14 protein-coding genes and 1 tRNA gene are annotated in these 24,948 nt (G+C 68.4%); 5 read left to right on the top strand and 10 right to left on the bottom strand.

The window, feature by feature from the left end:
- Window positions 1-28: 28 nt before the first annotated feature.
- A tRNA-Pro gene (locus tag AB0R04_RS23225) sits at window positions 29-102 on the top strand.
- Between the two features lie 159 nt (window positions 103-261).
- Here AB0R04_RS23225 and AB0R04_RS23220 read toward each other — a convergent pair.
- Window positions 262-1,482, bottom strand: a complete 1,221-nt coding sequence (locus AB0R04_RS23220; RefSeq protein WP_363374169.1) for a tyrosine-type recombinase/integrase — start codon at window positions 1,480-1,482, stop codon at window positions 262-264.
- Between the two features lie 656 nt (window positions 1,483-2,138).
- Between AB0R04_RS23220 and AB0R04_RS23215 the strand changes: the two genes are divergently transcribed.
- Window positions 2,139-2,996, top strand: coding sequence for a methyltransferase domain-containing protein (locus AB0R04_RS23215; RefSeq protein WP_363374167.1), 858 nt, complete (start codon window positions 2,139-2,141; stop codon window positions 2,994-2,996).
- Window positions 2,997-3,003: 7 nt separating this feature from the next.
- On the opposite strand, the gene AB0R04_RS23210 is transcribed toward AB0R04_RS23215, so the two are convergent.
- From AB0R04_RS23210 to AB0R04_RS23175, 8 genes are read right to left on the bottom strand one after another with little or no spacing between them, the layout of a single operon-like run.
- A complete protein-coding gene (locus AB0R04_RS23210; RefSeq protein WP_363374164.1) occupies window positions 3,004-3,537 on the bottom strand; it encodes an adenylyl-sulfate kinase in 534 nt (177 codons plus the stop codon).
- Window positions 3,534-4,268 carry a sulfotransferase gene (locus tag AB0R04_RS23205; protein WP_363374161.1) on the bottom strand — a complete coding sequence of 245 codons (735 nt, stop codon included), beginning with the start codon at window positions 4,266-4,268 and terminating at the stop codon, window positions 3,534-3,536. The genes AB0R04_RS23210 and AB0R04_RS23205 overlap by 4 nt, the downstream gene beginning before the upstream one ends.
- Window positions 4,261-5,058: a hypothetical protein gene (locus AB0R04_RS23200; RefSeq protein ID WP_363374159.1), complete on the bottom strand. Its 798-nt coding sequence runs from the start codon at window positions 5,056-5,058 to the stop codon at window positions 4,261-4,263. Before AB0R04_RS23200 ends, AB0R04_RS23205 begins: the two co-directional genes overlap by 8 nt.
- Before the next feature lie 5 nt (window positions 5,059-5,063).
- Complete coding sequence (locus AB0R04_RS23195) at window positions 5,064-6,716, bottom strand: pyridoxal-dependent decarboxylase (RefSeq protein ID WP_363374156.1); 1,653 nt, start codon at window positions 6,714-6,716, stop codon at window positions 5,064-5,066.
- Complete coding sequence (locus AB0R04_RS23190; RefSeq protein WP_363374153.1) at window positions 6,709-7,752, bottom strand: radical SAM protein; 1,044 nt, start codon at window positions 7,750-7,752, stop codon at window positions 6,709-6,711. Before AB0R04_RS23190 ends, AB0R04_RS23195 begins: the two co-directional genes overlap by 8 nt.
- Window positions 7,752-8,948: a glycosyltransferase gene (locus AB0R04_RS23185; RefSeq protein WP_363374151.1), complete on the bottom strand. Its 1,197-nt coding sequence runs from the start codon at window positions 8,946-8,948 to the stop codon at window positions 7,752-7,754. Before AB0R04_RS23185 ends, AB0R04_RS23190 begins: the two co-directional genes overlap by 1 nt.
- A gap of 11 nt (window positions 8,949-8,959) precedes the next feature.
- Complete coding sequence (locus AB0R04_RS23180; protein WP_363374148.1) at window positions 8,960-10,972, bottom strand: SPASM domain-containing protein; 2,013 nt, start codon at window positions 10,970-10,972, stop codon at window positions 8,960-8,962.
- 46 nt (window positions 10,973-11,018) lie between these two features.
- Window positions 11,019-12,857 carry a hypothetical protein gene (locus AB0R04_RS23175; RefSeq protein WP_363374145.1) on the bottom strand — a complete coding sequence of 613 codons (1,839 nt, stop codon included), beginning with the start codon at window positions 12,855-12,857 and terminating at the stop codon, window positions 11,019-11,021.
- A 302-nt stretch (window positions 12,858-13,159) separates the two neighbouring features.
- Between AB0R04_RS23175 and argS the strand changes: the two genes are divergently transcribed.
- The gene (gene argS / locus AB0R04_RS23170) at window positions 13,160-14,920 is read left to right on the top strand and encodes an arginine--tRNA ligase (RefSeq protein ID WP_363374142.1); all 1,761 of its coding nucleotides are present in this window, start codon (window positions 13,160-13,162) and stop codon (window positions 14,918-14,920) included.
- Between the two features lie 117 nt (window positions 14,921-15,037).
- Here argS and AB0R04_RS23165 read toward each other — a convergent pair whose 3' ends face one another.
- Complete coding sequence (locus AB0R04_RS23165; protein WP_363374139.1) at window positions 15,038-16,357, bottom strand: PQQ-binding-like beta-propeller repeat protein; 1,320 nt, start codon at window positions 16,355-16,357, stop codon at window positions 15,038-15,040.
- Between the two features lie 243 nt (window positions 16,358-16,600).
- Here AB0R04_RS23165 and pglW point away from each other — a divergent pair, with 243 nt between their 5' ends.
- Together pglW and pglX are read left to right on the top strand one after the other, a co-directional pair.
- The gene (gene pglW / locus AB0R04_RS23160; protein ID WP_363374136.1) at window positions 16,601-21,040 is read left to right on the top strand and encodes a BREX system serine/threonine kinase PglW; all 4,440 of its coding nucleotides are present in this window, start codon (window positions 16,601-16,603) and stop codon (window positions 21,038-21,040) included.
- Window positions 21,041-21,181: 141 nt separating this feature from the next.
- Complete coding sequence (pglX, locus tag AB0R04_RS23155; protein ID WP_363374134.1) at window positions 21,182-24,886, top strand: BREX-2 system adenine-specific DNA-methyltransferase PglX; 3,705 nt, start codon at window positions 21,182-21,184, stop codon at window positions 24,884-24,886.
- The last annotated feature ends 62 nt before the right edge of the window (window positions 24,887-24,948 follow it).

Below are 24,948 nucleotides of genomic sequence, written 5' to 3'. Positions count from 1 at the left end.
CCAGGCCCCGCTGCAGGCACCGAGACCACGGGACGTGGCGCAGCTTGGTAGCGCACTTGACTGGGGGTCAAGGGGTCGCAGGTTCAAATCCTGTCGTCCCGACTGTGAAGTCGGTTGTGAGAGCGGGTACTTGGGAAGCCAAGCACCCGCTCTCAGTCGTTTCTGGGGGTCGTGTGGTCGCAGGGTGGTCGCGTCCGTTTCTCTGACCTGGCGGTTTGTGGCCGGGGTGAGTCCAGGGTGATCGCGACTACTGGCGCAGTGTCAGTTGATCTCGCGTGGAAGGTCTGCCCAGTCGAGCGCGTCGGCGAGAGCAGCGACGGCTTCTCGGGCGGCCTGGGGGAGCAGGTGGCCGTAGATGTTGACGGTGGTGGCCAGGGTGGAGTGCCGCAGGGTCTTGGAGACGACGGCGAGCGGCACCTGGGAGCTGATCATGATGGTGGCGGCGGTGTGGCGCAGGTCGTGAAGGCCGATCTTGGGCAGGCCGATCTCGGCTGAGCGTTGGCGCAGGGTGTGCAGGAGCCGTTCGGGGCTGACGGGCTTGCCGTCCGGGCGGGTGAAGACCATGCCGTTCAGGCGGGGCTGGTCGGGATGCATGCCGCGATGGCGGGTGGCCTGGCGGCGCAGTGCGGCCGTGACGCGGGGGGAGAGGCTGACCCAGTTGCGGCTGGCGCGGGTCTTGGGTGCTTGCAGGTGCAGGCGGGCGTTGTTGATCGATGCGAGGGTCCAGCGTACGAACAGGACGCGCTGGCGAAAGTGGACTTCGGGCCAGTGCAGACCGAGGACCTCGCCGCGGCGCATTCCGGTGCCGAGGATGACCTCGAAGATGTCGGCGTAGACGTCGTTGTAGGTCTCGGCGTTGTGGTGGAGGAAGGCGGATGCCTGCTGCGGTGTCCAGCATCGGCGCTCGGGTGCGGCGGGACGCTTGAGCGCGGCGTTGCGGGCGGGGTTGCGGGCCAGCAGGTCGGCGCTGACGGCGGCGTTCATGGCGCTGGAGAGGATGGTGCAGCAGCGGTGGACGGTGGGGCGTCCGCGGTCGGCGGCCAGCTGTTTGCGGGACCAGGTGGTGACGTGTCGGTCGCGTAGGGCGTTCAGGGGCAGGGGGCCGAAGGCGGGTATGAGGTCGTGGTGGACGTGGCGGTGGTAGCCGGCGTAGGTGGTGGCCTTGAGGACGTCCTGCTTGGAGAGCAGCCACTCGGTCAGGTACTCGGCGACGGTCAGGGTCTCGTCCAGTGCGATGCCGGTGCGCTCTGCCGCCAGAAATCGCTGCAAGGCGGTCAGAGCCGCGTTCTCGTCGGAGAAGCCGCTGCGGCGGCGGGTCTCGCGCTTGCCGGAGGTGCTGGGCAGGTCGACGGCGTAGGCCCAACGGCCGTGTTCGGACTGGGTGTTCAGCATTGGGCAGCGGGCGCCGTACTGGCGTCCGGCGGCGTCGCGGCAGCCGCAGCGCCGGTAGACGCGTCCGCGCTGGGGATCGGGCAGGCTCACGGGAATCGACTCCTTGTGTGATCGGACTGCCGCAAGCATCACGCCGTGGCGCCCTGGCGCGGCAGGGAGCGGATCATGGCGCGGAGGAAGCGAACTTTGCGACCACCTGTGCCCGTGAGCTGCGGCGATCCCCTTGGAAAGCGGACAAAGGGGCGGGTTGGCGAATTCGGCGGCTTCTTCTTGCGGTGCGACGGCGCGATTTTATGAGCGTCGAACAATGAGCGCTGTAGTTCGGTGACCTCCCGAGATCCTGCGCGCGGAGCGTCGGACTTCTGGTGCGCAGCAGTCATTCGGCGTGCCGGATCCTTGGGGAGTTTTTCGCGTCTATCGAGCAGCCGGTCGGACGGGAATGCGCTGCGGCGGCCTCGGCCGCGCCGGGGCGCCGGACTGGGAGCTGCCAGGCGGCTGCACCGGATGGCTCCGGGGGGGGCGGTGAAGCGCTTGAGGCGCGCGCCGGACGCGGCCCCGGGGCCGCTGGAATGCTCGTTCCGGCCCCAGTCTGGGGCCGGCGTGGACGGGCGGCTCGAAGGGGCGGTCCGCGGATGGTGGGTTCCCTTCTCGGGATGAGACATCCCGGACTCTGTCATATGGTGCAAACCCGAACTATTGGTGCCGCTATCTCGGGCTCTGGCGCGGACGGGAAGGAGGGCAGTGCCGTGTCCGACAGTGCCGAGCCGATCCATGTGCGCCTTGCGGAGCTTGCTGGCCCGCAAGATCCCGACCAGGTTGTTGTTGATCTCGGTTGCGGTACGGGACCGACGCTGCGGGCTGTCAGCCGGATAGCGCCGCAGGCTTCCCTCGTAGGGATCGACCGTTCGGCGGAGTCGCTGCGCCAGCTCCACGAGGCTCTGGCAGGCCACAAGGGGTCGACGGCGACGATCGTCGCTGATCTGCGTGATCCTCTCCCGTGCTCCGACGCGAGCGTGGACGTCGTCCTGTCGTACAACACCATCGAGTGCCTGCCGAACCCGCAGGAGATGCTGGCCGAGGTGGCACGAGTCCTTCGGCCTGGCAGGCGTGCGGTCCTCGCGCACGTCGACTTCGACTCGATGGTCATCGCGGGCGCGGACGCCGATCTCGACCGGCGGGTGTGCCACGCGTTCGCGGACGATGCGCAGAGCTGGATGGATCACGCGGACGGCAGGATTGGCCGCAAGCTCGGATTGCTCCTCGCCCGCAGCCCGCTGGAGCTCGTCGGCGTCGAGCCGTTGCTGGCGTGGTCGACCGAGTTCACGGGGCATGCGAAGGATCGGGTTGACCAGATTCGGAAGGCTCTGCTGTCCGCCGCCAGGCACGGTCGTGGCGCGGTCGCCCCTGAAGAGGTCGAGGCTTGGTACACCTCGGTGTGCGAGGCGGACCAGCTGGGCGGTTTCTTCTTCTCCGAGCTGGCGTTCATCGCGGTGGCGGAGAAGGCCAGGAGCGGTCGCAGCGGGCATGGGGCCGCCTCGCACGACGGCCAGCCGGTGGCACCCGTACGAGCCGGATCGATGCCGCATCTCCCGACTGCTGCCTGACCAACGCCTATGGGGAAGCGGCGTTCGCGAGCGTGATGGCGGCGAACGTGCACAGGGTGTCCAAAGTGGTGCTGAGCGAGGCTGTGGTGTCCAGCGCCAGCGCGGGCTGTTCGGGGTCGGACCAGGACAGTTCCGGCGCGTCCGGTGCCGGATTGGTCCGGTAGGCGTGGACGGTGCGGAGGGCGTCGCGGGCGTGGCGCACCGGTTCGGGTGCGTGGACGTGGATGAGGTGGAGGTGTTCTCCGAGGAGGTCTGCGGCGAGCCGGCGCTCCGCCTCGGTGGAGGTCACCAGGGTGACGATGCCGACCTGGTGCCGGTTGGCGGCGTGCGCGAGGGCGTGGATCGTGGCGATGCGGTCGGAGGGTGACCAGCCGAGATCTCGCAGGACGCCGATGGCGCGTTCGACGTCCGCGTCGTAGAGCCCGCAGTCCGCGCCGTGCTCGGAGCGGAGGTAGTCGAGGAGGTGGCGGGCGAGGGTGGTCTTGCCGGAGGCGGGCAGTCCGGCGAGCCAGAAGACGGTTGATGATCGCGGCTGGTTCACGGGGCGTAGCCCCACTTCTGGCACCAGGAGTTGAGGAGCGGCGGGACGTCTGGGCCAGCGGGCGGTGGGGTGGCGGCCTGGATGCGGCCGGAGGCGATCTGTGATGACCAGTCGCCGATGCCGTAGACGAAGGGGCCGTGGTCGTGGCGGCCGTAGTCGAGCATGCTCGGATCCCAGGAGATGCCGATGTGCTCGCACAGGGCCTTGCAGGTGGCTTCCGGGTCGGTGGTGAGCTGCTCGTAGGTGACGTGGACGGCGCCGGGCAGGTTGGCGGCGGCTTCGTCGAGGGCGGTGGCGAACTTGTCGACGGTGACGGCGGCTTTGGCGAGGTCGTTGGTGTCGCCGGCGCGGCGGATGGAGTCGGCGATGGCAACGGGGTGGCGGCGCAGGACGATGTAGCGGGCCTGGGGCCAGCAGGCGGCGAGGCGTTGCCAGATGAAGACGTTGCCTGGGGACTTCTCGACGAGCACGGTCTTGCCGGCCTCGGTGAGTTGGCGGTGGAGCAGGCGGTCCCAGAGCAGGTGCTCAAGGTCGGTGTGGTCGAGGCCGAGGGTGCGCATGGACAGGCCGGTGAACTCGTCGTCGACGGCCACGGTGTAGCCGGCGAGGTGGAGTTCGTGCGGGGCGTGGACGTCGGGGTGGGAGCCGAGCAGGCAGCGCAGCAGGGTCGACCCGGAGCGGATCGGGGAGAGGAGGAACACGGGCGAGGGGACGAGACGGTGGTCAGGCACCGAGTTCCTCCTTCACAGCGTGCTCGCGTTCGGCGAAGACACGCAGGCGGGTGGCGATGTCACGGCGGTAGTGGGCGGAACCGGGGGCGATCTTCTCGTCGCAGTGGAAGACCCGGAGCGGGAGGCGGTGCAGGTAACCGATGCCGGGTCCGGAGGGCTGGGCGAAGGTGCGGGAGAGCCAGTCCTCGTAGTTCATCCAGTGCTGTCCGTCGTCGTGGAACCGGTCGCCGGGGATGCCGCCGGCCGCGGCCATGATGGGGCGGGCCCGCTGGGTGTCGTAGATCAGGAAGTGTGAGGAGACGCGGTTCACGGAGCGGGCTCGGTCGCTCAGCGGCGGGCCGACCTCCTCGAGCTTCCACTGCCAGCAGCCGTGGTCGTCGATGCGCTGGGCGAGAGCGAGCTGGGGGCACTGGTCGAACGTTTCGGCGATCTCGGCGAGGACATCGGTGGCGTCCGGGTCGCGGAAGGCGACGACGTCGCCTTCGATGGTGATCAGGAAGCGGCTCTTGTCGCTGACGAAGTGGGTGTGGATGTTGTTCGCCTGGTCACCGGAGGCCCGGTGGCGAGTGCGCCAGCGCAGTCGTACCTCGTCGAACCCCCAGGTGCTATAGGCGAGTTCGACGATCTCGTCGGCTGGCGCGCTTTCTGCGCCGTCCATGACGAGGACCAGGTCGTACGGGTGGCGGGTGCCGCGGGTCAGGGCGTCCAGGGTGGTGGGGATGGTGCGGCGCAGGAGTTCGACGTCGTTGTGGACGAGGTAGGCGATCGTGAACGCGGGTGGATAGGTCACGGCGGTCACCAGCCCGCCGGCCCGGTCACGTCAGGCCCAGCGGTGCTGTCGGCCAGGTTCGTGGACGTGAGCAGGGCGCGGAGGTCTTCCAGCATGCGATCCGTGAGCCCGTGGGCAGTTTCGGTGATGGCCCGCTCGATGCCGTGCTCGACCTCAGCGGGGATATGTGGGTGGCCCACGCACATACCCATGACCTGGTACTTGGCGCTGCTCCCGAGGCCGATCCGGTCGGCGAGATCCTGCAACGAGAACAGGTCGAAGACGACCGTGCCCGCGCGGTACAGGCGGTCGGCGAAGGCGGCGGTGTAGCGGGAGATGAGGTCGCGCACCGCGGCGTGGTGCGCGGCCGTCAGGGTGCCCTGGTCGAGGGCTTCGGCGACCGGGGCGGGGAGGAAGACGAAGGCGCACCGGTAGAAGTCGGAGGTACCGAGCATCCGGAAGCATCCGGTGCGCTCGAGAAGGTCGACCATCTTCTGGAAGGTCGCCTGGCGGTCTTCGACGAGTCGGCCGATGCCGTAGACGCCTTGATGCTTGATCAGCGCCCAGAGCTTGAGGGATTCGAAGCCGCGGGAGCCGTAGAACGGGGTGATCAGTCCGAGGTCGAGGCAGCCGGGATCGTGGGCGCGGTCCGGGTAGCGGGCGAATCGGCCGAGCGCGGCGGGGTTGCGGAAGAGAACGTAGCTGGAGGGGTAGCTGACGAACAGGCCTTTGTGCGGGTCGAGAGCGACCGAGTCGGCGTGCTCGATGCCGGCGAGCCGGACCCTGAGCTTCTCGGAGAAGAGCAGGCTGCCTCCGTGGCAGGCGTCCACGTGGAACCACACACCGTGCTGCTCGCTGAGGTCGGCGAGGGCCTGCAGGTCGTCAATGCCGGTGGTGCGGCAGTTACCGGCGACGCCGACGACCATGAAGATCCGCTTTCCTGGCGGCGGCGAGGCCAGCAGTCGAGCGACGGAGGCAGGGTCGCTGGTGAAGTCCGGGGTGGCGTCCGCCCACAGCAGTCCGTCGGCGCCGAGGCCGAGGGCCTGGGCGGCGGCGAGGTAGGAGAAGTGCTCGACTCCGCCGGCCAGCAGGATCACCGGCTGCTCGGGCAGCGCCCGCAGGCCGGTCGTGCGGATCTCGGGGTAGGTGTGGGCGAGGGCGGCGGCGATGGCGATGTGGTTGCTCATGTTGCCGCCGGAGGTCCACATGCCGCCGAGCGAGGCGAGTCCCTGGTAGTCGGCCAGAGGCGTGACCGGGTAGCCGATGAGTTCCCGCAGCCAGGTGATCAGCTGGGCCTCGATCACGCTGGCGGCGGGAGCGCTGCGGTCGAAGGCGATCAGGTTCTGGTTGAGGAAGGACGCGACGATGTCGGCCGCGAGCGCGGCGATGCTGTCGCCGGTGTCGGGGAACGCGAGATAGCGCGGGTCTGCCTGGGAGATCGACCACCTGGCGATCTCGGTCAGCGCCTCCAGCAGCTGCTCGTCGTTCTCGCCGGCCGCGGGGAGTGGGTCGGCGAAGCGGTCGATGAGCTCGCTGACCGTCGCATGCCGCAGGACGAGGTCGTCGCGCAAGGCTCCGGAGGTGAAGTCGAGGCCGAGGTCGACCGCCCGGTGCAGCAGCCGCCGGCTGTCCTCGGGCGGCCGGTTGCCCAGGAGGGCGGGCGGATGGGTGTCAGACACGTCCGAACTCCATTCGGTACACGCAGTCTTCGCACGAGGACCAGGCAGGGCCCTGGGAGAGGAAGGAGTCCCGCAGAGCCCAGTACGGCTTCGATGTCCAGATCTCGGCCATCGGCGCCTGGTGGATGTTGCCGAGCACGTTTCCGGGTGCGGACTCCATGTGGATGCAGCACGGCGTGACGTCGCCGTCCTTGGTGATGTAGCTGGCGTCCCATGGCCACGGGCACACGGCCTTCGCGGCAGACGGGGAGGCCAGCCGGGAGTAGTCGAAGATCGACAGCTGCAGCCCCAGCTCGTCGGCGCGGGCGAGGCCGGCCTCCAGGTGCCGCACGACCTGCGAGGGCGCAGCGGCGAACAGGGACTCGGCGTTGAGGGCCTTGTCCTCGCCCCAGTGGTGCAGGCTCTCCACACTGATCCGCGTGACGCCGTGGTCCGCGACGAAGTCGACGATCGCCGGGAACCGGTCGAGGTTCGCGGTGGAGAGCGTCACCGCGGCCGACAGTGCGGTGTCGCGCTGTCGCGTCATCTCCGCAGCTTCCCGCAGCGCGGTGGACAGCTGGGATCGGCGCAGGCCGGAGCGCATCCGCCCGAGCGTGGCATCGTCGGCGCCGTCGACGCTGATGGCGAGCAGGCCCAGTCCGGCATCGAGGACCGGCTGGAGACGACGGCGCACGAGCAGGCCGTTGGTGTTCGTCGAAGTGAACACGGACCGGTCGGTGCACGCCTGGACGAAGGAGGCGAAGTCGCGGGCGATCAGCGCCTCACCGGCGCCGACGAAGGAGACGTGCCCGAGATCGGGCAGCTGCTCGAGCAGCGTGACGAAGGCGTCCAGCGGCAGATGCCCGCCGCTACTGTCGTGTACCGCCCGCACGCACCCGGCGCAGGCGAGGTTGCACAGGTCGGTGAGTTCCACCTGCAGGTACTGGGGAGTTGGCGTCGGCCGGCCCGGTTCGAGCCCGTAGCGGTCGAAGTCGTCCGTGACGAGGAACTTCCGAAAGCGCTCCGGCACCTCGATCGGCCGCACCTGCTCGGGCATCACCTGGTCACCTCCTTCCTGTAGACGGAGACCATCTCGTCGACGAACGCCTCGAACGCCGACGTCCGACGGCCGAACGACGGCACCCGCGGCTCCTGATATCCGGCCGCGGCATCGATCGCCTGTCTCCACGAAGCCGGGGCGGCGTACTGCTCGACGAGGTGGACGCCCTCGTCGTCCGCGAGGTGGCGCATGGACGGCACCGCCGAGGACCACACCGGCACGCCCAGGGCCCGGGCCTCGTGCGCCACGATCGGATGGTTCTCCCACCACTGCGAGGGCACCAACAGCGCCCGGGCGCCGGCTATCACCGGCCCTACGTCGGAGCGGGAGAGCGGCGGAAGCCAGCGCACCCGCCGATCCGCTGCGGTGACCAGGCGCATCCGCTCCTCGTAAGCGGCGTCATCCGGCACGGTCGCGACCAGGAGCGGCAGCGGGGTCGGGCTGTCCGCGAGGGCGTCGAGCAGGATGTGGAGGCCCTTCTCGGGTGAGCACCGGCCCAGGAACAGCAGGTACTCGCCGCCTCCACTTTCGGCCAGCGACTGCCAGCTGGCGGGCAGCCCGTAGCAGGCTCGGTCCCGGACCATCTTGTCCACCGTGACGCCGGCCTGCGCGAGCTCCACAGCCTGGTGCGGCGTCTGCGTCCACAGCGCCCGCACCCGCCTGTTCAGCCACACGACATTGCGGGCCCGCCACGACTCCACGTCCCCAGCCGCCGCAGTTGGTGCACCCAGGCATCCCAAGCAGCCGGTCGAGGGCGCGGTACTGGTGCACTGGCCACCGGTGGAGCGCACGAGGAGCTGGTGGTCGGGACAGACGGCGGTGTAGTCGGTCAGCGTCGCGATGACCGGCACGTTCCGCAGCGGCGCGGTGTCGAGGAACGCCAGGCCAATGCGACTGAAGTGCAGCACGTGGACGAGATCGACGGCAGGTCGTGAGGCGAGCAACTGCTCGATGCGCGCTGCCTGCTGGGCGTCCTGGACGTGCCAACCGGCCGGGTAGTCGCGTGCGAAGACCGCGGGCACGCTGATGTACTCGGCCGCGGTGCGTCGCTGCGGCGACGGCGGGTCGCCGGCCGCCAGCCACGCGACGTCCAAGCCTCGCGCCATCAGGGCCCGGGCGAGATCGTCGGCCAGGATCTCCGTCCCGCCGGCCTCCTCTCCCGCGAACCGGTGGGTGACCAGAAGAATACGCATCTCGCCTCCCGTCAGCAGGTGTTGCCCTGGAGCCCGGCCCAGCGACCGAGCGGCGTGAGCTCAACGGGCATACGGCCGTTGACTCCATCTGCGGTCGGTCGCCCGGGTGCCTCCGGTCCGGACAGGCGAAGCTGACCCTTCGCGTCGGGGGCCAGGGCCGCGAACGGCTCGTGCAGCGTCAAGGCCGTCCACCCGCCGTCCGTGAAGTCCGCGAACACGTTCACACCAAGCCCCTCGCCGGAACCGGCCGGTTCGGGAAGCGGCAGCAGGAGCTCCAGGTGATCGGCCTTCCAGGAGAGGCGTACGTCGTGGGCGTCCTCCCAGACGGGATCGGGATGCGGAACACGGCGGAACCGGGCGGTGGGAGGTGTGAGCCACCGGGCGCCGTCGCGGGTGCACCGCAGGTACCGCTCGCCGGGCCACTGCCCGGCGGCGAGATCATGCAGGGTGAACACGCCCTCGCCCAACGGCTGCAGGCGGACGCGGACCGCCTGGACGGCATCCGGTATGTTGCCCAACTCCAGCCGCACCGCGAGTCCTTCGGCACCTCGGGTGAGCGTGACGGCGAGTCCCACAGGGTTGGCCAGTCCGCCTCGCACCCTGCCCGGTCCGGCGAGCGGGATGGACATCGGCTGATCGTCTGCCGTGGAAGCGAGGCGGGCTGCCGGCCAGTAGGCGGCTTCGGGGGATGAAGCGAGCGCCTCGGTGGTGAGTCCGTACGGCGAGGGCAGGGCGTCCAGCACCTCCGGGTGCTGCTCGCGCAGGGCGACGACGAGGCGGATCGACAGGTCGGTCAGGAACCGGATCAGGTCACACTTCACACCGTCAGGCTTGGTGATATCGCCGTTCACGAGGACCGCCTGGTAGTAGCACCCGCCGCCACACACGTACCGAGACGGGCAGGAGGAGCACTCGTCCCGCTGGTCGACGACCAGGTCGAGGTACTTGCGGCGCTCGGAGTCCTCGACGCCCGTGGAGGCGTGGCCGATGTGCCAGCCGGACTTGCCGATGAAGTGCGCGCACGGGTACAGGTTGCCGTTGGTGTCCAGGTAGGTGCCGCTCTTGCCGGCCCCGCACCGGTAGACCTGAGCCGCGCGGTCCTTCACCCGGTAGAAGAACCGCATGAAGAAGTCCTCGGAGTTCAGCGCCAGTAGCCGGGCGAGGATGCCCTCCGGGGGCTGGGCGAGGATGTGCTCGACGAGGTCGGCGTAGCCCTGGCGGAAGGCCGGCAGGGTCTCGGCGTTGAGCGCGTAATCCTTGTCGTGGGTGGCGTTGACCGGCTTCATGTAGATGTTGCGGGCCCCGACGTCCTCGAAGAGGTGGCGGAAGATCGCCACGAAGTCGGTGCAGTACGCGGTCAGGACCGCCGAGACCCCCATGTCGGGGTGGCGGGCCAGCACCTGGTCGAGCACGGAACGCACGTGGTCGTACGTGCCGCCGCGGCCACCGGTGTAGAAGCGCACCCGGTCGTGGACGTCCCTGGGCCCGTCCAGGCTGATGTCCTGGGGCGGGCCGAGCTGCTCGGCAAGCTCGGTCGTCATCGACAGCGTCGCGTTGGTGACCATGGGCCCCGCCCAGACCACGGCGACGGGCGAGTGGGCGAGGTTCTCGACGACCAAGTCCTGGACCGTGTCGTGCATGTGGCGCACGAGCATGGTCTCGCCGGCCAGGCCGAAGTCGATCCGGCTGTACCGGGCGTTCTCCTCGACCAGCCGCTCGCGGTGGGTGCGAAGACCCTGCACCACGGTCTCCAGCGGGATGGTGACGGGCTTGCCGTCGGCGTGCACCCGGTCCCGGAACGAGCAGTACGTGCAGCCCATGTTGCAGACGTCGGTCAGCGACAGCTGGGCCTGCGGGTACGCCTCCCGGTAGGAGGTGATCTGATGGACCGGCTCCAGGCCGCCGCACGGACACGGCCCGTTCGGGGCGGTGATCTGGCCCCCGCGGACATGGAAGGTGTAGCCGTCCGCGAAGGAGACGTGGGAGGCATTGCTGGTGGACAGTGGAATCGCGTCGCTGATCACGGTTGACCTCTCGGGTTGAGATGGCGCGGATCGGGGCGGAACGGGATTACAGGTTTCGAGGGCCAGGAAGACCGAGGCGGCGACGCAGCGCGTCCAGCCGGTCGGCCAACTGCTCCAGCTCCGCGTCCAGGCCGGTGGCCGGAAGTGCGGGATCGGCCGCCTCCCGCAGAGCGAACGCCAGGCGCACCAGGGCTTCCACCTCAGCGGCCTCGTCACCCGGAACGAGCTCGTGCAGGAACGACAGCTGGGGGACCAGCTTCACCGGAGGCGGCATACCGGCGGCGTGGGTGAACACGAGCCGGGCCAGCAGCGCCCGGGACTCGAACCACAGGTACTTGGCGGTGAGTTCGCGGCCTTGCCGCTCGTACTCGCTCGGGCAGGTGATGATGGTGGCGGACGGGGCGGCGATGGTGGTGGCGACCCAGCCGGGGCTGTGATGGTCCGTGCCGGGCCGGCGCAGCTCGAACCATTCGTGGAGATCGCGGCTCAACATCCCGTCCGCGCTGACGACATCCCGCTCGGTCGGCCGGGCAGCGGAGCCCTCGGCGACAAGACCGAGGCAGGCGAGCGCCTCGATCACGAGATCCTCAAGTGCCCGATGCCCGTGAGGGTGGTCGGGTGAGCTGAGCTCGAAGTCGATGTCGCTGCCGCGTCCGAGGACTCCCTGTGCGCACGAGCCGCGCAGGATGAGCTCCAACCCGTCAAGTCCCAGGCGAGCTTGAGCGGTCCGGGCAATGCGGGCGGTGACGTCCTCGGCGATCTCGGCGCGCTCGCACGCCGCATCCCACCCGTCGATGCCCTGCAGCTCCTCCAGGCGTACGACCAGTTGCTCGAGCGTTTGGAGGTCGGCGGCCAACTGGTGTTCGGCCGTGGAGAACAGGGCGATAACCCACGGCCGGCGTAACCGCTCCAGGCCACGGCCGTCGCTGGCAAGGGTGTTTTCGGTGAGGGCATCCAGGCGGTGAAGGAGGTCCGCATAGGCGTCCTCGCCCTGGTCTGCTCGCAGCCGTGAGGTCAGCACTGTGTGGAAGACGCCGAGACCGGGTGGCAGGACGTCCTCGGCGAGATGACCCAGGCGGGCGGCACTCGCGGACTTCGGCCCCGCGGCGGGTAGTTCGCTCGCGAGCGTCAACTCGATGCCGCGGCGACGCACCTCCCGCGCGGCCAGTCCGGCCGGCAGCCAGGCGGCGAGTATGGACTCGAAACCGTCCAGCGGGGGCTCGTCGTCGCTCCCCGCCGTGAGGCGCCTTCTGAGCCCCAGATCGTGTCCGGCCAGGTCGGACCACGCGATGTCCCACTTCATCACGGTCAGCGCACCGGGGGCGGCGGTGCCCGCCGGGACGAGCAGCGCGTCCTCCCAGTCGATCAGGACCGTCCGGCCGCTCTGCCGGAACATGTTCCGCGGAATGCACCCGGACGCCTCCACACCGCGCCCCAGCACCGCCAGGAGGAGATCCTCGATCTCCTCCGCCGACAAGCCGTCCAGGCCGTCCGTTGAGGCGGAGACCGGGATGCCGAGGTAGGGCGACACCAGAGCTGCTGTACGGTCGTCCAACGGAACCAGGTCGGGAACGCACACCTCGATGCGCCCGAACCCGTCCACCGCGAGCGCACCCAGACGACGCGCCGCTTCCGCAGCGAGGGTGCGCTCCGCGTGCGCCGCCGCCCGGGACCGGAGCTTCGCCACAAGCTCCCGCCCTTCGTAGCGCAGCCGCCGCACTGCACCAGTGACGTCACCGAACTGCGGATCATCGAGCGCATGCTCCCCACCGTCCCCGGCGAACACCGCCCGGATCGCCGCAGCGACGCCCGGCGAACCACCCGCACCCCCAGACAGCCTGCTCACCCCACTCCCCTCCCGAGCGCCGCACAGCAGGCTTGCCACCGTAGCCGCTCCATCACGCTGTGTTCGATCGAATTTGCGGATTCGACTCAAGGGGGGATGCGGAACGCGTGCCTCCCGTAGGCGGAGGCGCCTGCGGGAGATGCTGATGATCACTCAGGATGATCTACGGCCAAGGGTCTTGAACGTGCAGGCTTCGCTCCGCGGCGACCATAATCGGGCCGTGGGCTGTGCGGGGCATGGGATACTCGGCAGATGGCGCCGACCGCTCGACGGAGCGGCGCTGTGCGACTCCCGCCGCCCGTCCGCGGATCCGCCCTCTCACAGAAGTGGTCCTTCGATCTATGCCTACGGTCCTCTCCATCGCCGACGCGCTGCGCGAGCGCTTCGCACAGGCGATCTCCACTGCGTTCCCCGACGCCGCGGACAGCGACCCCCAGCTGCGACGAAGTGACCGCGCCGACTTCCAGGCCAACGGCATCATGAGCCTGGCCAAGCCGCTGCGGGCCAACCCCCGCGAGGTGGCCGCGCGCGTGCTCGAGAACCTCGGCTCTGACCAGGTGATCGCGAACCTGGAGGTCTCCGGGCCCGGCTTCATCAACGTCACCGTCACCGACGCCGCCATCCTCGAGCGCCTGGCCGCCCGCGCAGCCGACGCCCGCCTCGGCGTGGGCAGCAACGCCGAGGCTGGCGTCGCGGTGATCGACTACAGCCAGCCGAACATCGCCAAGGAGATGCACGTCGGCCACCTGCGCTCCACGATCATCGGGGACGCGCTCGTACGTGCCCTCGAGTTCACCGGCGAGAAGGTCATCCGGCGCAACCACCTCGGGGACTGGGGCACCCAGTTCGGCATGCTCATCCAGTACCTCATCGAGCACCCCACAGAGCTCGACGAAGGCACCGAGTCGGACGACTCCGGGCCGTCGATGTCCCGGCTGAACCGCCTGTACAAGGCGTCGCGCGCCAAGTTCGACAGCGATGCCGACTTCGCCGACCGGGCCCGCCGGCGCGTCGTCGAGCTGCAGGCCGGCCACGCCGAGACCGTCGCCTCCTGGCAGGGCATGGTCGACGAGTCGAAGGTCTACTTCGAAGCCGTCTACGCCCGCCTCGGTGTCCTCCTCGAAGATGCCGACGCGGTCGGCGAGAGCTACTACAACCCGATGCTTTCCGACGTGTGCGCCGACCTCGAAGCCTCCGGCGTCGCGGTGCGCTCGGACGGAGCCTTGTGCGTCTTCTTCGATGACATCAAGGGCCCCAACGGCGAACCGACCCCGCTCATCGTCCAGAAGAGCGATGGTGGCTACGGCTACGCCACCACCGACCTCGCCGCCATCCGCGACCGCGTCAGCATGCTCGGTGCGAACCAGCTCCTCTACATCGTCGACAGCCGCCAGGCCCTGCACTTCCAGATGGTCTTCGAGACCGCCCGCCGCGCAGGCTGGCTCCCCGACAACGTCCGCGCCCTGCACCTCGGCTTCGGCACCGTCCTCGGCAAGGACGGCAAGCCCTTCAAGACCCGCTCCGGCGAGACCGTCCGCCTCATGGACCTCCTCGACGAAGCCGTCGACCGGGCCCGTACCGTCGTCGCCGAGAAGAGCCCCCAGCTTGCCACCGAGGAACTCGAAGACCGGGCCAAGCAGGTCGGCATCGGCGCGGTCAAGTACGCCGACCTGTCGACCTCCCGCACCCGCGACTACATCTTCGACGCCGACCGCATGGTCTCCCTCAACGGCGACACCGGCACCTACCTCCAGTACGCCTACGCCCGCATCCAGTCCATCCTGCGCAAGGCCCCCGACGGCGTCACCTCGACTGCCCACCAGGACCTCGCCCTGGAGCCGGCCGAACGCGCCCTCGGACTCCTCCTCGACGAGTTCGGCGCCACCATCGACCTCGTCGCCGAAACCTTCGAACCCCACCGCCTCTGCGCCTACCTGCACAGCCTCGCAGCCGCGTACACCACGTTCTACGAGCACTGCCCCGTCCTCAAGGCCCCCAGCCCCGAGGTCATGGAGACCCGACTGCTGCTGTGCCAGCTCACCGGCCAGACCCTCCGCCAGGGCATGGATCTCCTCGGCATCGGTACGCCGGAGCGGTTGTAACTGACGAAAGCCTTCGAGTGGGCCAGCCGTGATCGGCTCACTCGAAGGCTTTCCGTTTTGTAGTGGCGGGTGCGGTCCGCTTGTATGGAGTCGGCGGCCTGCTGGGACTGCGTACCGCTACCCCGTGGAGCGCATCAGGCTCATGCTGTGGCCTCGGTCCTCGATGCCGACGTAGGCGTTGACGAGGAAGGGAGCCAGCTTCGGGGTTGCCCGGTCGGCACCGGTGCGGGCGTCGAGGATGACATTGCCGTTTGTTGTCCGGCCGTACGCCGCTCCATGCCACACGGCGGTGACCGTCGGCACGAGTCGTCCTCCCGGCGTCTCTGTGATCGACCAGAGCCATTGCATCGACGTCGCGTCCAAGGCCGCGATCGAGTGCGTCTGGCTGAACAGCTGGTCGTTGCAGAGGATGACGGACGTTCCGTCGAAGTCACAGTGCCAGTGGTGCACATACGCCCCTGGCCCCGGGTGGGCGCGGACCGCTCCGGTACGGGCGTCAACGATGACGAACCCATCGGAAGCCGACATCGCGAGCAGGCCGGGGCCGGCGAAGGAGGCGACGGCGTGGCTTTCCGTGTGGACCGCCGACCACCGGGGACTGCCGTCTGATGCGCTGTAGCCCGCGAGCTGACGCTCGCCGTACGTCGGAGCCTCGGCACCGGCCACGATGCCGTCGACAAGCTGCATCGCGTGGAAATCCGCCCTGGTCCATCGAAGCTGCCCGGATCCCGCGTCGACCACATAGGTCGTCTCGTCGTCGGACACGACCACGCTCTGGTCGTCCACGGCCACCACCTGGGCCGCCCTGATGCCGTCTGCGCGCAGCGATTCTTCGCGGCTCAGAGCCTCCTTGTCCAGAGGAGTTTCCACGAGGTCGACCTGAGCGGTCCAGACGGTCTTGCCCGTCGTGGAGTCGGCGGCCAGTACCTCGATCACGTTTCGGCCCCTGCCGGTCCCCGTGCCCGGGATGAAACGGGAGAACGCCACGAGCACGGCGTCAATGCCGTGGAAGCGGGTGGGCAGTGGCGCGGCCCTCTCGGACCCGAAGCCGCTCTTCGTAGCGGGGATGGTGCTGCTCGCACTCCAGAGTGTGTTCCTGGTGACGGCGTCGACGGCTTTCATGCCGTCCTCGGTGGTCACGAAGGCGGTCGTGTCCTTCAGCGAGATTGCCGGCCGTTGCCGTGTGGGGCTTGATGTCGAGGGCTGGACGCCCTCGTCGAGTGCGTCCCCCGTGCCGTTGCCGTTGCCGTTGCCGTCGCCAAAGTCGAATGACGTCGGCGGGTCGTATGCCTGGAGATGCCGGGCCGCTGGAGGAACCCCGTCCGCAGACAGGGGAGTTGAACCGCTACAGCCCGACAGCGGGCCAGCCAACGTCACCGCCAGGGCGACAGCACCAGCCCAGCGCCGATGCCGAGAGCGAGCCGCGAAGATCATCATTCCCCCTTTGCTTGATCACCGAAGCAGTGCAGACTGTAACTGACAGTGATCGACCGGTTCCGGAGTGCCGCCCTGGAAGGATCCGCGGCACGGCGCAGCGAGAACCGAGGGATTGGTTGATCACGGGAAGGACTACACGCCTTCACCTGTCGGCCCCGACCGATAGGGTCAAGGCCGTGGAGGAAGGCCGTAGTTCGTCTGCGGCCGAAGGTAAGGAACAGGGAGGGTGCAGGGGTGTCGGCAGTGGGCAAGGACGGCAACTCGGGGGCGCGTCGGCCGATGCCTGCACCGCCGCGCGTGCAGCGCTGGTTTCAGGAACGGCCCTCCCCGTTTCCACACGAGCAGGAAGCGCTCGACCACGTCAAGGCGTTGATGCCGCAGGCGGAGCCCTTCCGGTCTTGGGCAACCTTCTCGTTCACGGCCTCCTCGGGGCGCGTCAACGAGTGCGACCTGTTCATCCTCGTGCCGCGCGGCCTCTTCCTCGTGGAGCTCAAAGCGCACCCTGGGCGACTCGTCAACAACGGGAGCACCTGGAACTTCCACGGCCCCGACCGACTCCGCACGATCGACAACCCGCTACACCTGACCGACCTCAAGTCCAAGGAACTGCGGAGCAAGCTCTCCTGGGCCGCCGGGAAGTTCCACACCGGCGTGCGCATCCCGTTCATCTCCCCGGCGGTGTTCCTGTCCGCCCCGAGCCTGCGATCCGAACTCGACGCCGGCCAGCAGACCAACGTCTACGGCCGTGACGACGGCGCCAGCGGCCTGCCCCGCATCTGGCAGGACTTCCTCGGCCTGCCGCCGCAGCGAGACTCCGAGGCCGCCCGGCGCGAGCGATTGGAGCTGGCGCGGGCCCTGCCCGATCTCATGAAGAGGATCGGCGTCAAGGCATCCACCGCCCACCTGAACTTCGGCGACGGCTGGAACCTCGCAGGGCGTCCCCTAGATGGTGGCCCCACCTGGGAGGACCGCCTTGCAATTCGAGAGCAGCCCATCCGCGAGGAAGGCCGCGTCCGCGTCTACCTGGTGAGCCTCCAGGCAACCGCGGAAACCCGAAACTCGGTCGAACGAGCAGCCCGGCGCGAGTACCAGGTCCTCCAGGGCATCAGCCACCGCGGCATCGCCCAGGCCCGGGAGTTCCGCGACCACCAGGGTGGCCCGGCGATCCTCTTCAACCACCGCGCCGCCGACCTGCGCCTGGACGCCTACCTGGCCACCTACGGCGCTTCGTTGACCCACGAGACCCGGCTGGAGCTGGTACGCCAGATCGCCGACGCGCTGCGCTACGCCCACCAGCGCTCGCTCTATCACCGCGCGCTTGCGGCCCGATCGGTGTACGTCTCCAGCAAGTCAGACGGGTCCAACCCGGTCGTGCGCATCATCGACTGGCAGGTCGCCGCCCGCGACTTCGACAGCACCTCGCACACCTCCCTCGGCACCCCCAGCGCCGGCGGCGACCACGTCGAGAACGCCGCACAGGTCTACCTGGCGCCGGAGTTCGAGATGGAGTTCGCCGACCCGGTCGACCTGGACATTTTCGGCCTCGGTGCCCTCGCACACCTGATCCTGGCCGGCGAGCCGCCGGCCGAGCGGCGCAGCGCCATGATCGAGCGGTTGACGAACGACGGCGGACTGCGTCCGTCCGCCGTGTCGGACGCCGTGTCGGAAGAGCTCGACGGTCTGGTGTTCCAGGCAACCCGGGCAGACGTGGCCGAACGGCTCGACTCGGTGGACCGGTTCCTGGACGACCTCGACCGAATCGAGCACGCAGCCGCCACGGAAGCGTCGGCACCGGTCGGCGTCGACCCGCTCGCGGCGATGGCAGGGCAGAGCGTCGATCCCGAGTGGACCGTCGAGAAGGTCCTCGGCACCGGCGCCACCGCCAGGGCCCTGCTCGTGCGGCGTGAGGCGGAAGATCTCGGGGGCGCGATCCGGGTCGATCGGCGCGTGCTCAAGGTCGCCCTGGACGAGACCCGCGACGACCGCCTGGAATCCGAGGCCGACGTGCTGGCCAAGGTCGGCGGTGGCGCCGTTGTGCGGCTGCTCGACGGTCCGCGAAAGATCCACAACCGGACGGTGCTGGACCTCGAGTACGCCGGCGAGCGCTCACTCGGTGCCCGACTGCGTGGGGACGGGCGCCTGACCTACCACGAGCTGGAGCGCTTCAGCAGCGACCTCTTCACCGCCCTCGACCAGCTGGCCGGCAAGGGAGTGTGGCACCGCGACCTCAAGCCGGACAACTTCGGTGTGCTCCAGCGGGCCGACCGATCCTGGCAGCTGGTGCTCTTCGACTTCTCCCTTGCGGAGGCACCGGAACGGGACGTGAAGGCCGGCACGCGCGGCTACCTCGACCCGTTCCTCGACACACCGCGCCGGCCGGTCTTCGACAGCCACGCCGAGTACTACGCCGCAGCCGTCACCCTTCACGAGATGGCGTCCGGCGAGCGCCCCCGCTGGGGCGACGAGATGACCGATCCCCGCACCACCGACGACGAGTACCCGGTGATCGCGGAGGACGTCTTCGAGCCCGCGCTGAAGGAAGGGCTGAAGGCGTTCTTCCGGCGGGCACTCCACCGGGACGCCGACCGCCGCTTCGACACCCTGCGGCAGATGCACGAAGCCTGGCAGGCCGTGTTCTCCAAGGCCGATGCGGTGGCTCCGGACGACGAGGACGACGAGACGGAGGATCTGGAAGCCGCCCGTGACCGAGTCGCCGCGCAGGCCGAAACGGACACCCTGCTCAAGGACGCCGGCCTCTCGCCGCGCGCGCAGTCGGTGGCCAACTCGTTCGATGCGACCACCGTCGGCGAACTCCTCAACGTACCGCTGCATCAGATCGCCCGGGCCCGGGGCGCCGGTGCGGTGATCCGCAAGGAACTCAACCGTCGGCACAAGCAGTGGACGGCGAAGCTCCGAAAGGCCGCAGCGCCCGCCCCGAAGCCGGCAGGAGGCTCAGGGACCGCGGCCGTGGCCCCGCAGGTGGACCTGGCAGAGCTGCCGGCGGACATTGCAGCCCGTGCCGGCATCGACGAGCTCGCCGCTCACCTCGACCCTGGCCCGGCCAGCAAGGGCTCGCGCAAGCGCGACATCATCCGGCTCACGCTCGGCCTGCCCGGCGTCGACGGGGCGCTCTCCACACTGCCGGTCTGGTGCTCGCAGACGGATATCGCCAAGGCGTTGGACGTCTCGCAGGCGACAGTCTCGCGGAGCCATGTGGCTGCGATCCAGTCCTGGGCGGCAGATCCTGTGCTGGCGACGCTGCGGGAGGAGATCGTCGCCTTCGTCACCGGGGCAGGGCGCGTTGTCACCGCGCAGGAAGCGGCGACCGACCTGCGGATCCGCAAGGGCGTGCGGGAAGAGGACCCGCAGCGTGCGGAGGCGCTCGCGCTCGCCGTGGTCCGCGCGGCTGTCGAGGCGGAAGCCTGGCCGCGAGACAAGGACGATGACGGACAGCCGCGGCTTGCCGTGCTTAGGCGCAGTGGCCGGGTCTTCATCGCGTGCGAGTCCCTGGCGGGGACCAATGATCCCAGCGCGCCTGAGCTTGCCGACTATGCTCGGTCGCTCGGACAGCAGGCGGACCGGCTCGCGCAGACCGAACCACTGCCGGACCGCGCCGTCGTGATCCGCGACCTGCGATCCGTGCCGGTGCCATCGGGCATGACTCCGCCATCGGACGGTCGCATGGTGGCGCTTGCGTCGGCCGCCGCTCAGGACGCCCTGTACTCCCCGCGCCTGGAGCTCTACCCGAGGGGCCTTGGCCTCGCGCAGGCAATCCGAATCTCGCAGGCCGCCGCTGGCGTCCGGCGCGACCGGGGCGCGACTGCGGAGGAACTCCTCGCCAAGGTGCGGCTGCGCTTTCCTGATCTGGATCTGGGTGAGCCGACTGCGGTCGAGCTGGAAGAGGCTCTGGCCGAAGCGATGAAGCAGGCGCTTCAGCATGCCGGATTCGTCCTCGAATACGACCGGGAGACCAAGCGTTTCCGCGCCCCGGTTCCGGAGGGCGTTCGCTCGATGACCGCCTCGGCGACCGCGACCACACTGTTCCCGAGCGCGGCAGGCGTGGCCGCAGCATCGGCGGCGGCCGGACGAGACCCGAAGGTACTCCTCGGGGCCAAGCTGGAGGACGCCCTGCGCCGCGGCGGCTTCCTCGCCCTGACTCTTCGAGGCAAGCACCTTCCCGGAGCAGCAGACCTCATTGCTCAGGCATATGGCGTGGAGCCGGTCTCGCTGGGCGGGCTGTTCCTTCGGGAGTTCCGTGCCCTCGCGACCCAGTACGGCACCGAGTGGGAACGCGTCCTGACCATCGACACCAAGTTCACCGAGTCCGGCGAACTGCCGCGAGGGCTTGCGTCGTACGTCAAGGGCGCATGGTCCCGAGTGGGTGAGCACCTGCGTGAGCGAGTCGAGACAGCTGGGTCGACGGACGTGCTCTTCCTCCACGATGCGGGTCTGGTTGCCCGATACCAGGACGCCGGCGGGCGGGAACTGCTGGTCACCCTGCAGAACGCGGCCCGCCGGGAGGCCGACGCCCCGCACGGGCTGTGGCTGCTCTGCCCGCAGGAGGCGCCGCACGAGACCCCGCAACTGGACGGAATGATCGTCGAGGTGCTCGGCGAGGCAGAGCGGGCCGTGCTGATCAAGGACTTCCTAGACGAGCTCCGAGCGCGGAGTGCCGCCGCCTGAGGGTATGCGCCTCTGCGGCTGGCTCGGTCTTCGGAACAGCCGATTATTCGGATGCGCCGAACTGGCAAAATGGGGAACCGCACGGTCCGCCTGGACCGACGGATGGACGGACAAGGGACGGGCGCTGTGGCGGGTCGGGGAGTGGACCAGAACGAGCTGCTGAAGGACCTGCGCAAGCAGGCGGCGGCTCTGGAGGACGACCTGCGAGAGCGCAGCCAGGACGTACCCGAGTTCGCGGCGACGCTGGAAGACGAGTACCAGCGTGCGTGGGCGGCAGAGCGCACGGCCGCGACGTACGAGAGCTGGCGCGAGGAGCGGATCACCCAGTCTGCCGTCGCCTGGGTGCTCGGCACGGTCTTCGTCCGCTTCTGTGAGGACAACGGGCTGATCGAATGGCCCTGGATCGCTGGCCCCGGCGAACGGCTGGCAATCGCCGAGGAGCGCCACGAGGCGTACTTCCGGGAGAACCCCGAGCAGAACGACCGCGACTGGCTCGTCGCCGCATTCGATCACCTCGCAGCCGCAAACGAGACGGCAGGCGGGCTCTTCGACCGCAACCACAACCCGCTGTGGGGGCTCACACCGAGCTATGAGGCGGCGCGGACCCTGCTGGCGTTCTGGCGGCGCCGCAGCGAGGACGGGGAAGCAGTCCACCTCTTCGAGAGCGAGGACTGGGACACCAGGTTCCTCGGCGACCTGTACCAGAACCTCAGTGAGCATGCGCGGAAGACGTACGCGCTGCTGCAGACGCCCGAGTTCGTGGAGGAGTTCATCCTCGACCTCACGCTGGAGCCGGCGGTGGAGGAGTTCGGGCTCTGGCCCGAGCTGACCATCCGCGAGAGCGAGTCGCGCGTCGTCGAGCGGCGGGGACTGCGGACGATCGACCCGGCATGCGGCAGCGGGCACTTCCTGCTGGGCATCTTCCACCGGCTGCTCGTGAAGTACCGGGAAGACGCTGGGCCGAGCGTCGACGACTGGGCGAACGTTCGTGCTGCGCTGTCGGCGGTGCACGGGTGCGACAAGAACCCGTTCGCGGTGAGCATTGCCCGCTTCCGGCTGCTGGTTGCGGCGCTGAAGGAGGCCGGGGTTGAGCGGCTGGAGCAAGCGCCGAAGTTCCCGATCAACATCGCGGTCGGCGACTCGCTGCTGCACGGGCGAGGCGTCGGCAGGCGCAAGCAGAAGGGCAAGTCGGAGGACGACCTGTTCTCTGCCATGGGGGTGGTCGAAGATGGGGGCGAGGAGGAGCCGGAGGGGGCGTTCGCGTACTCGACGGAGGACGTGAACGAGTTCGTCCGAAGCTGCGACCTGCTGGGGCGGCACTCGTATCACGTGGTGGTCGGGAATCCGCCGTACATCACGGTCAAGGACAAGCAGGAGAACGACAACTACCGGCAAGCATACTCGGCTTGCTCGGGGAAGTACGCGCTGTCGGTCCCGTTCGCGCAGCGGATCTTCGAGTTGGCGACGCGCGAGCAGCAGGGCTTTACCGGGCAGATCACGGCAAACTCCTTCATGAAGCGGGAGTTCGGAAAGAAGCTCATCGAGGACTTCTTCCGGACGGTGAAGCTGACGCACGTCATTGACACCTCGGGTGCTTTCATCCCTGGCCACGGCACACCAACGGTGATTCTTGTCGGCCGTAACACCGAACGCGGCTGGTCGGACCCGGTGCGTGCAGTTCTTGGGGTAAAGGGTGAGCCTGGGCAGCCGGAGGTGGCTGCAGAGGGTTTGGTCTGGCATGCGATCACCGACCAGGTGAGGAAGCCGGGAAGTGAGTCGGAGTACGTCAGTGCTGCAGACATGGACCGCGACGCGTATGCAGCGCATCCATGGTCGTTGAGTGGAGGAGGCGCAGGCGCGGTATTCGAGGCCATCCAATCTGGTGGCGCGAATAAGCTCGGTGATGTTGCTGATTCAATTGGCATCACGTGCTTCACGTTGGAGGATGACCTTTACCTTTCACCACATGGCAGTGCTGTGCGTGCTGGCATTGGGGGTGAATGGCTGCGTCCGATGGTTACCGGCGACCTGCTCCGGGAGTGGGTTGAAGGCCCTTTTCATACCGCACTGTTCCCATACTCTGCGGATTTTGAGCCGGTCGACGTTGAGCCTAGCTCGTCTCTCGGTCGGCGCCTGTGGGCAGGCCGAACTACAATTTCAAACAGCCTTCTCTTTGGTCGCCAGACAAAGATTGAGGGGGGATTGAAGTGGTCGGAGTATGGCCGACTGACCGCGAGCAAGCTGCGAACCCCACTGTCGATTGCTTTTGCGTTCGTATCAACCCATAACCACTTTGTGTTGGATCGGGGCGGAAAGGTATTTAACCGTACTGCGCCCGTTATTAAGCTCCCGGAAGGAGCTTCAGAGGAGACGCACCAAGCGCTGCTTGGTGTACTTAACTCATCTGCTGCGTGCTTCTGGCTGAAGCAGGTAAGTCAGGCAAAGAGCGGCGCGGACAATACGAGTGGGGGTGGCAATAGGTGGAGTCCTGAAGCGTGGATGAAGGATTATGAGTTCACTGCGACAAGGCTGCTGAGCTTCCCGGTTCCGAATACCCTCCCGGTTCATCACGGTCGTGCGCTTGATGAAATTGCCAAGGATCTCTTGGGTTACGAGCCAACAACCATTACTGCCGCGTCAGACGTGCTGACCCGAGAGAAGCTGGATCTTGCCCGGGAGGCCCACGCGTCCGCGCGTAAGCGGATGATTTATCTGCAGGAAGAGTTGGACTGGCTGGTCTACGGAGCCTATGGTCTGTTCACCGAGACAGAGCTGGCTGCTCTTACAGCCGCAGATCGATCCGAGCTACCCGAAGTTTCGCTGGGCGAACGTGCTTTTGAGATTGTGCTTGCTCGTAGGATGGCGGCTGGCGCAGCGACCGCCTGGTTCAAACGGCACCGTTCCACCCCGGTTACTGAGGTGCCGACTCACTGGCCCCAGTGGTATCGAGAGATGGTGCAGCGCCGAATCGATATCATCGAGAAGCGGCGTGACATCGCGTTGATCGAGCGGCCGGAGTTTAAGCGCCGCTGGTCGTCACCCACCTGGGAGAAGAAGGAAGCCGAGGCTCTCCAGCTCTGGCTCCTTGACCGTTGCGAACGCGAGGACCTGTGGTTCCACACCCGTGACGGCATGCGCCAGCCCCGCACCCTTACGCCGGCGCAGCTCGCGGACCTCTTCACCAACGACGCCGACGTCCAGGCCGTTGCCGAGCTCTACGCTGCAGACCACCTCGGCAAGCCGGATCTCCGGCTGGCTGACGTCTTGCGCGACATCCTTGCTGATGAGCACGTTCCCTACCTTGCAGCTCTGCGATACAAGGACTCCGGCCTGCGAAAGCATGAGCAGTGGGAGAAGGCGTGGGAGCAGCAACGCGAGGAGGACCGGACCGGTGAGCGGCTTGACATCGCCGTGCCGCCGAAGTATTCCGGCGCGGACTTCCGGAAGCAGTCGTATTGGTCAAACCGGGGCAAGCTCGATGTGCCGAAGGAGCGGTTCATCGCTTACCCGGATGCCGGGCCGGAGGCTGACCCCAAGTTGGTTCTCGGCTGGGCCGGTTGGGATCACCGCGATCAGGCTCAAGCCATCATCAACCTGGTGGCCGACCGGGTGGAGCGGGACAACTGGCAGGGTGAGCAGCTGATTCCGCTCCTCGCGGGGATGTTGGAGCTGCTGCCCTGGTTGAAGCAGTGGTACGGCGAGTTCGATGCCGAGTGGGATGGCAATCCTGCGACCGACTGCCAGGCGTGGCTGGAGGCCCAGCAGCGCGAGCACGGCATCACGACGGATGCGCTGCTTTCCTGGCGTCCGTCTGCGCCCAAGCGCGGCAGGGCCGCGGCCAAGTAACGTGCAGTCATTGCACGATCGCAGCGACATGAATCTCCACGACGAAGGGATCGCGACCCGCG

This window comes from Kitasatospora sp. NPDC056731, assembly GCF_040687675.1.
Taxonomy (GTDB): Bacteria; Actinomycetota; Actinomycetes; order Streptomycetales; family Streptomycetaceae; genus Kitasatospora.
Note: the sequence above shows the minus strand (reverse complement) of the source record. Positions and strands in the feature narration are given on the sequence as shown.

Excerpts from the sequence above, each read along its gene's own strand:
- AB0R04_RS23190 (WP_363374153.1), bottom strand. The coding sequence starts at position 7,752 with ATGCCCGAGCAGGTGCGGCCGATCGAGGTGCCGGAGCGCTTTCGGAAG.
- AB0R04_RS23185 (WP_363374151.1), bottom strand. The coding sequence starts at position 8,948 with ATGCGTATTCTTCTGGTCACCCACCGGTTCGCGGGAGAGGAGGCCGGC.
- argS (WP_363374142.1), top strand. The coding sequence starts at position 13,160 with ATGCCTACGGTCCTCTCCATCGCCGACGCGCTGCGCGAGCGCTTCGCA.
- AB0R04_RS23165 (WP_363374139.1), bottom strand. The coding sequence starts at position 16,357 with ATGATGATCTTCGCGGCTCGCTCTCGGCATCGGCGCTGGGCTGGTGCT.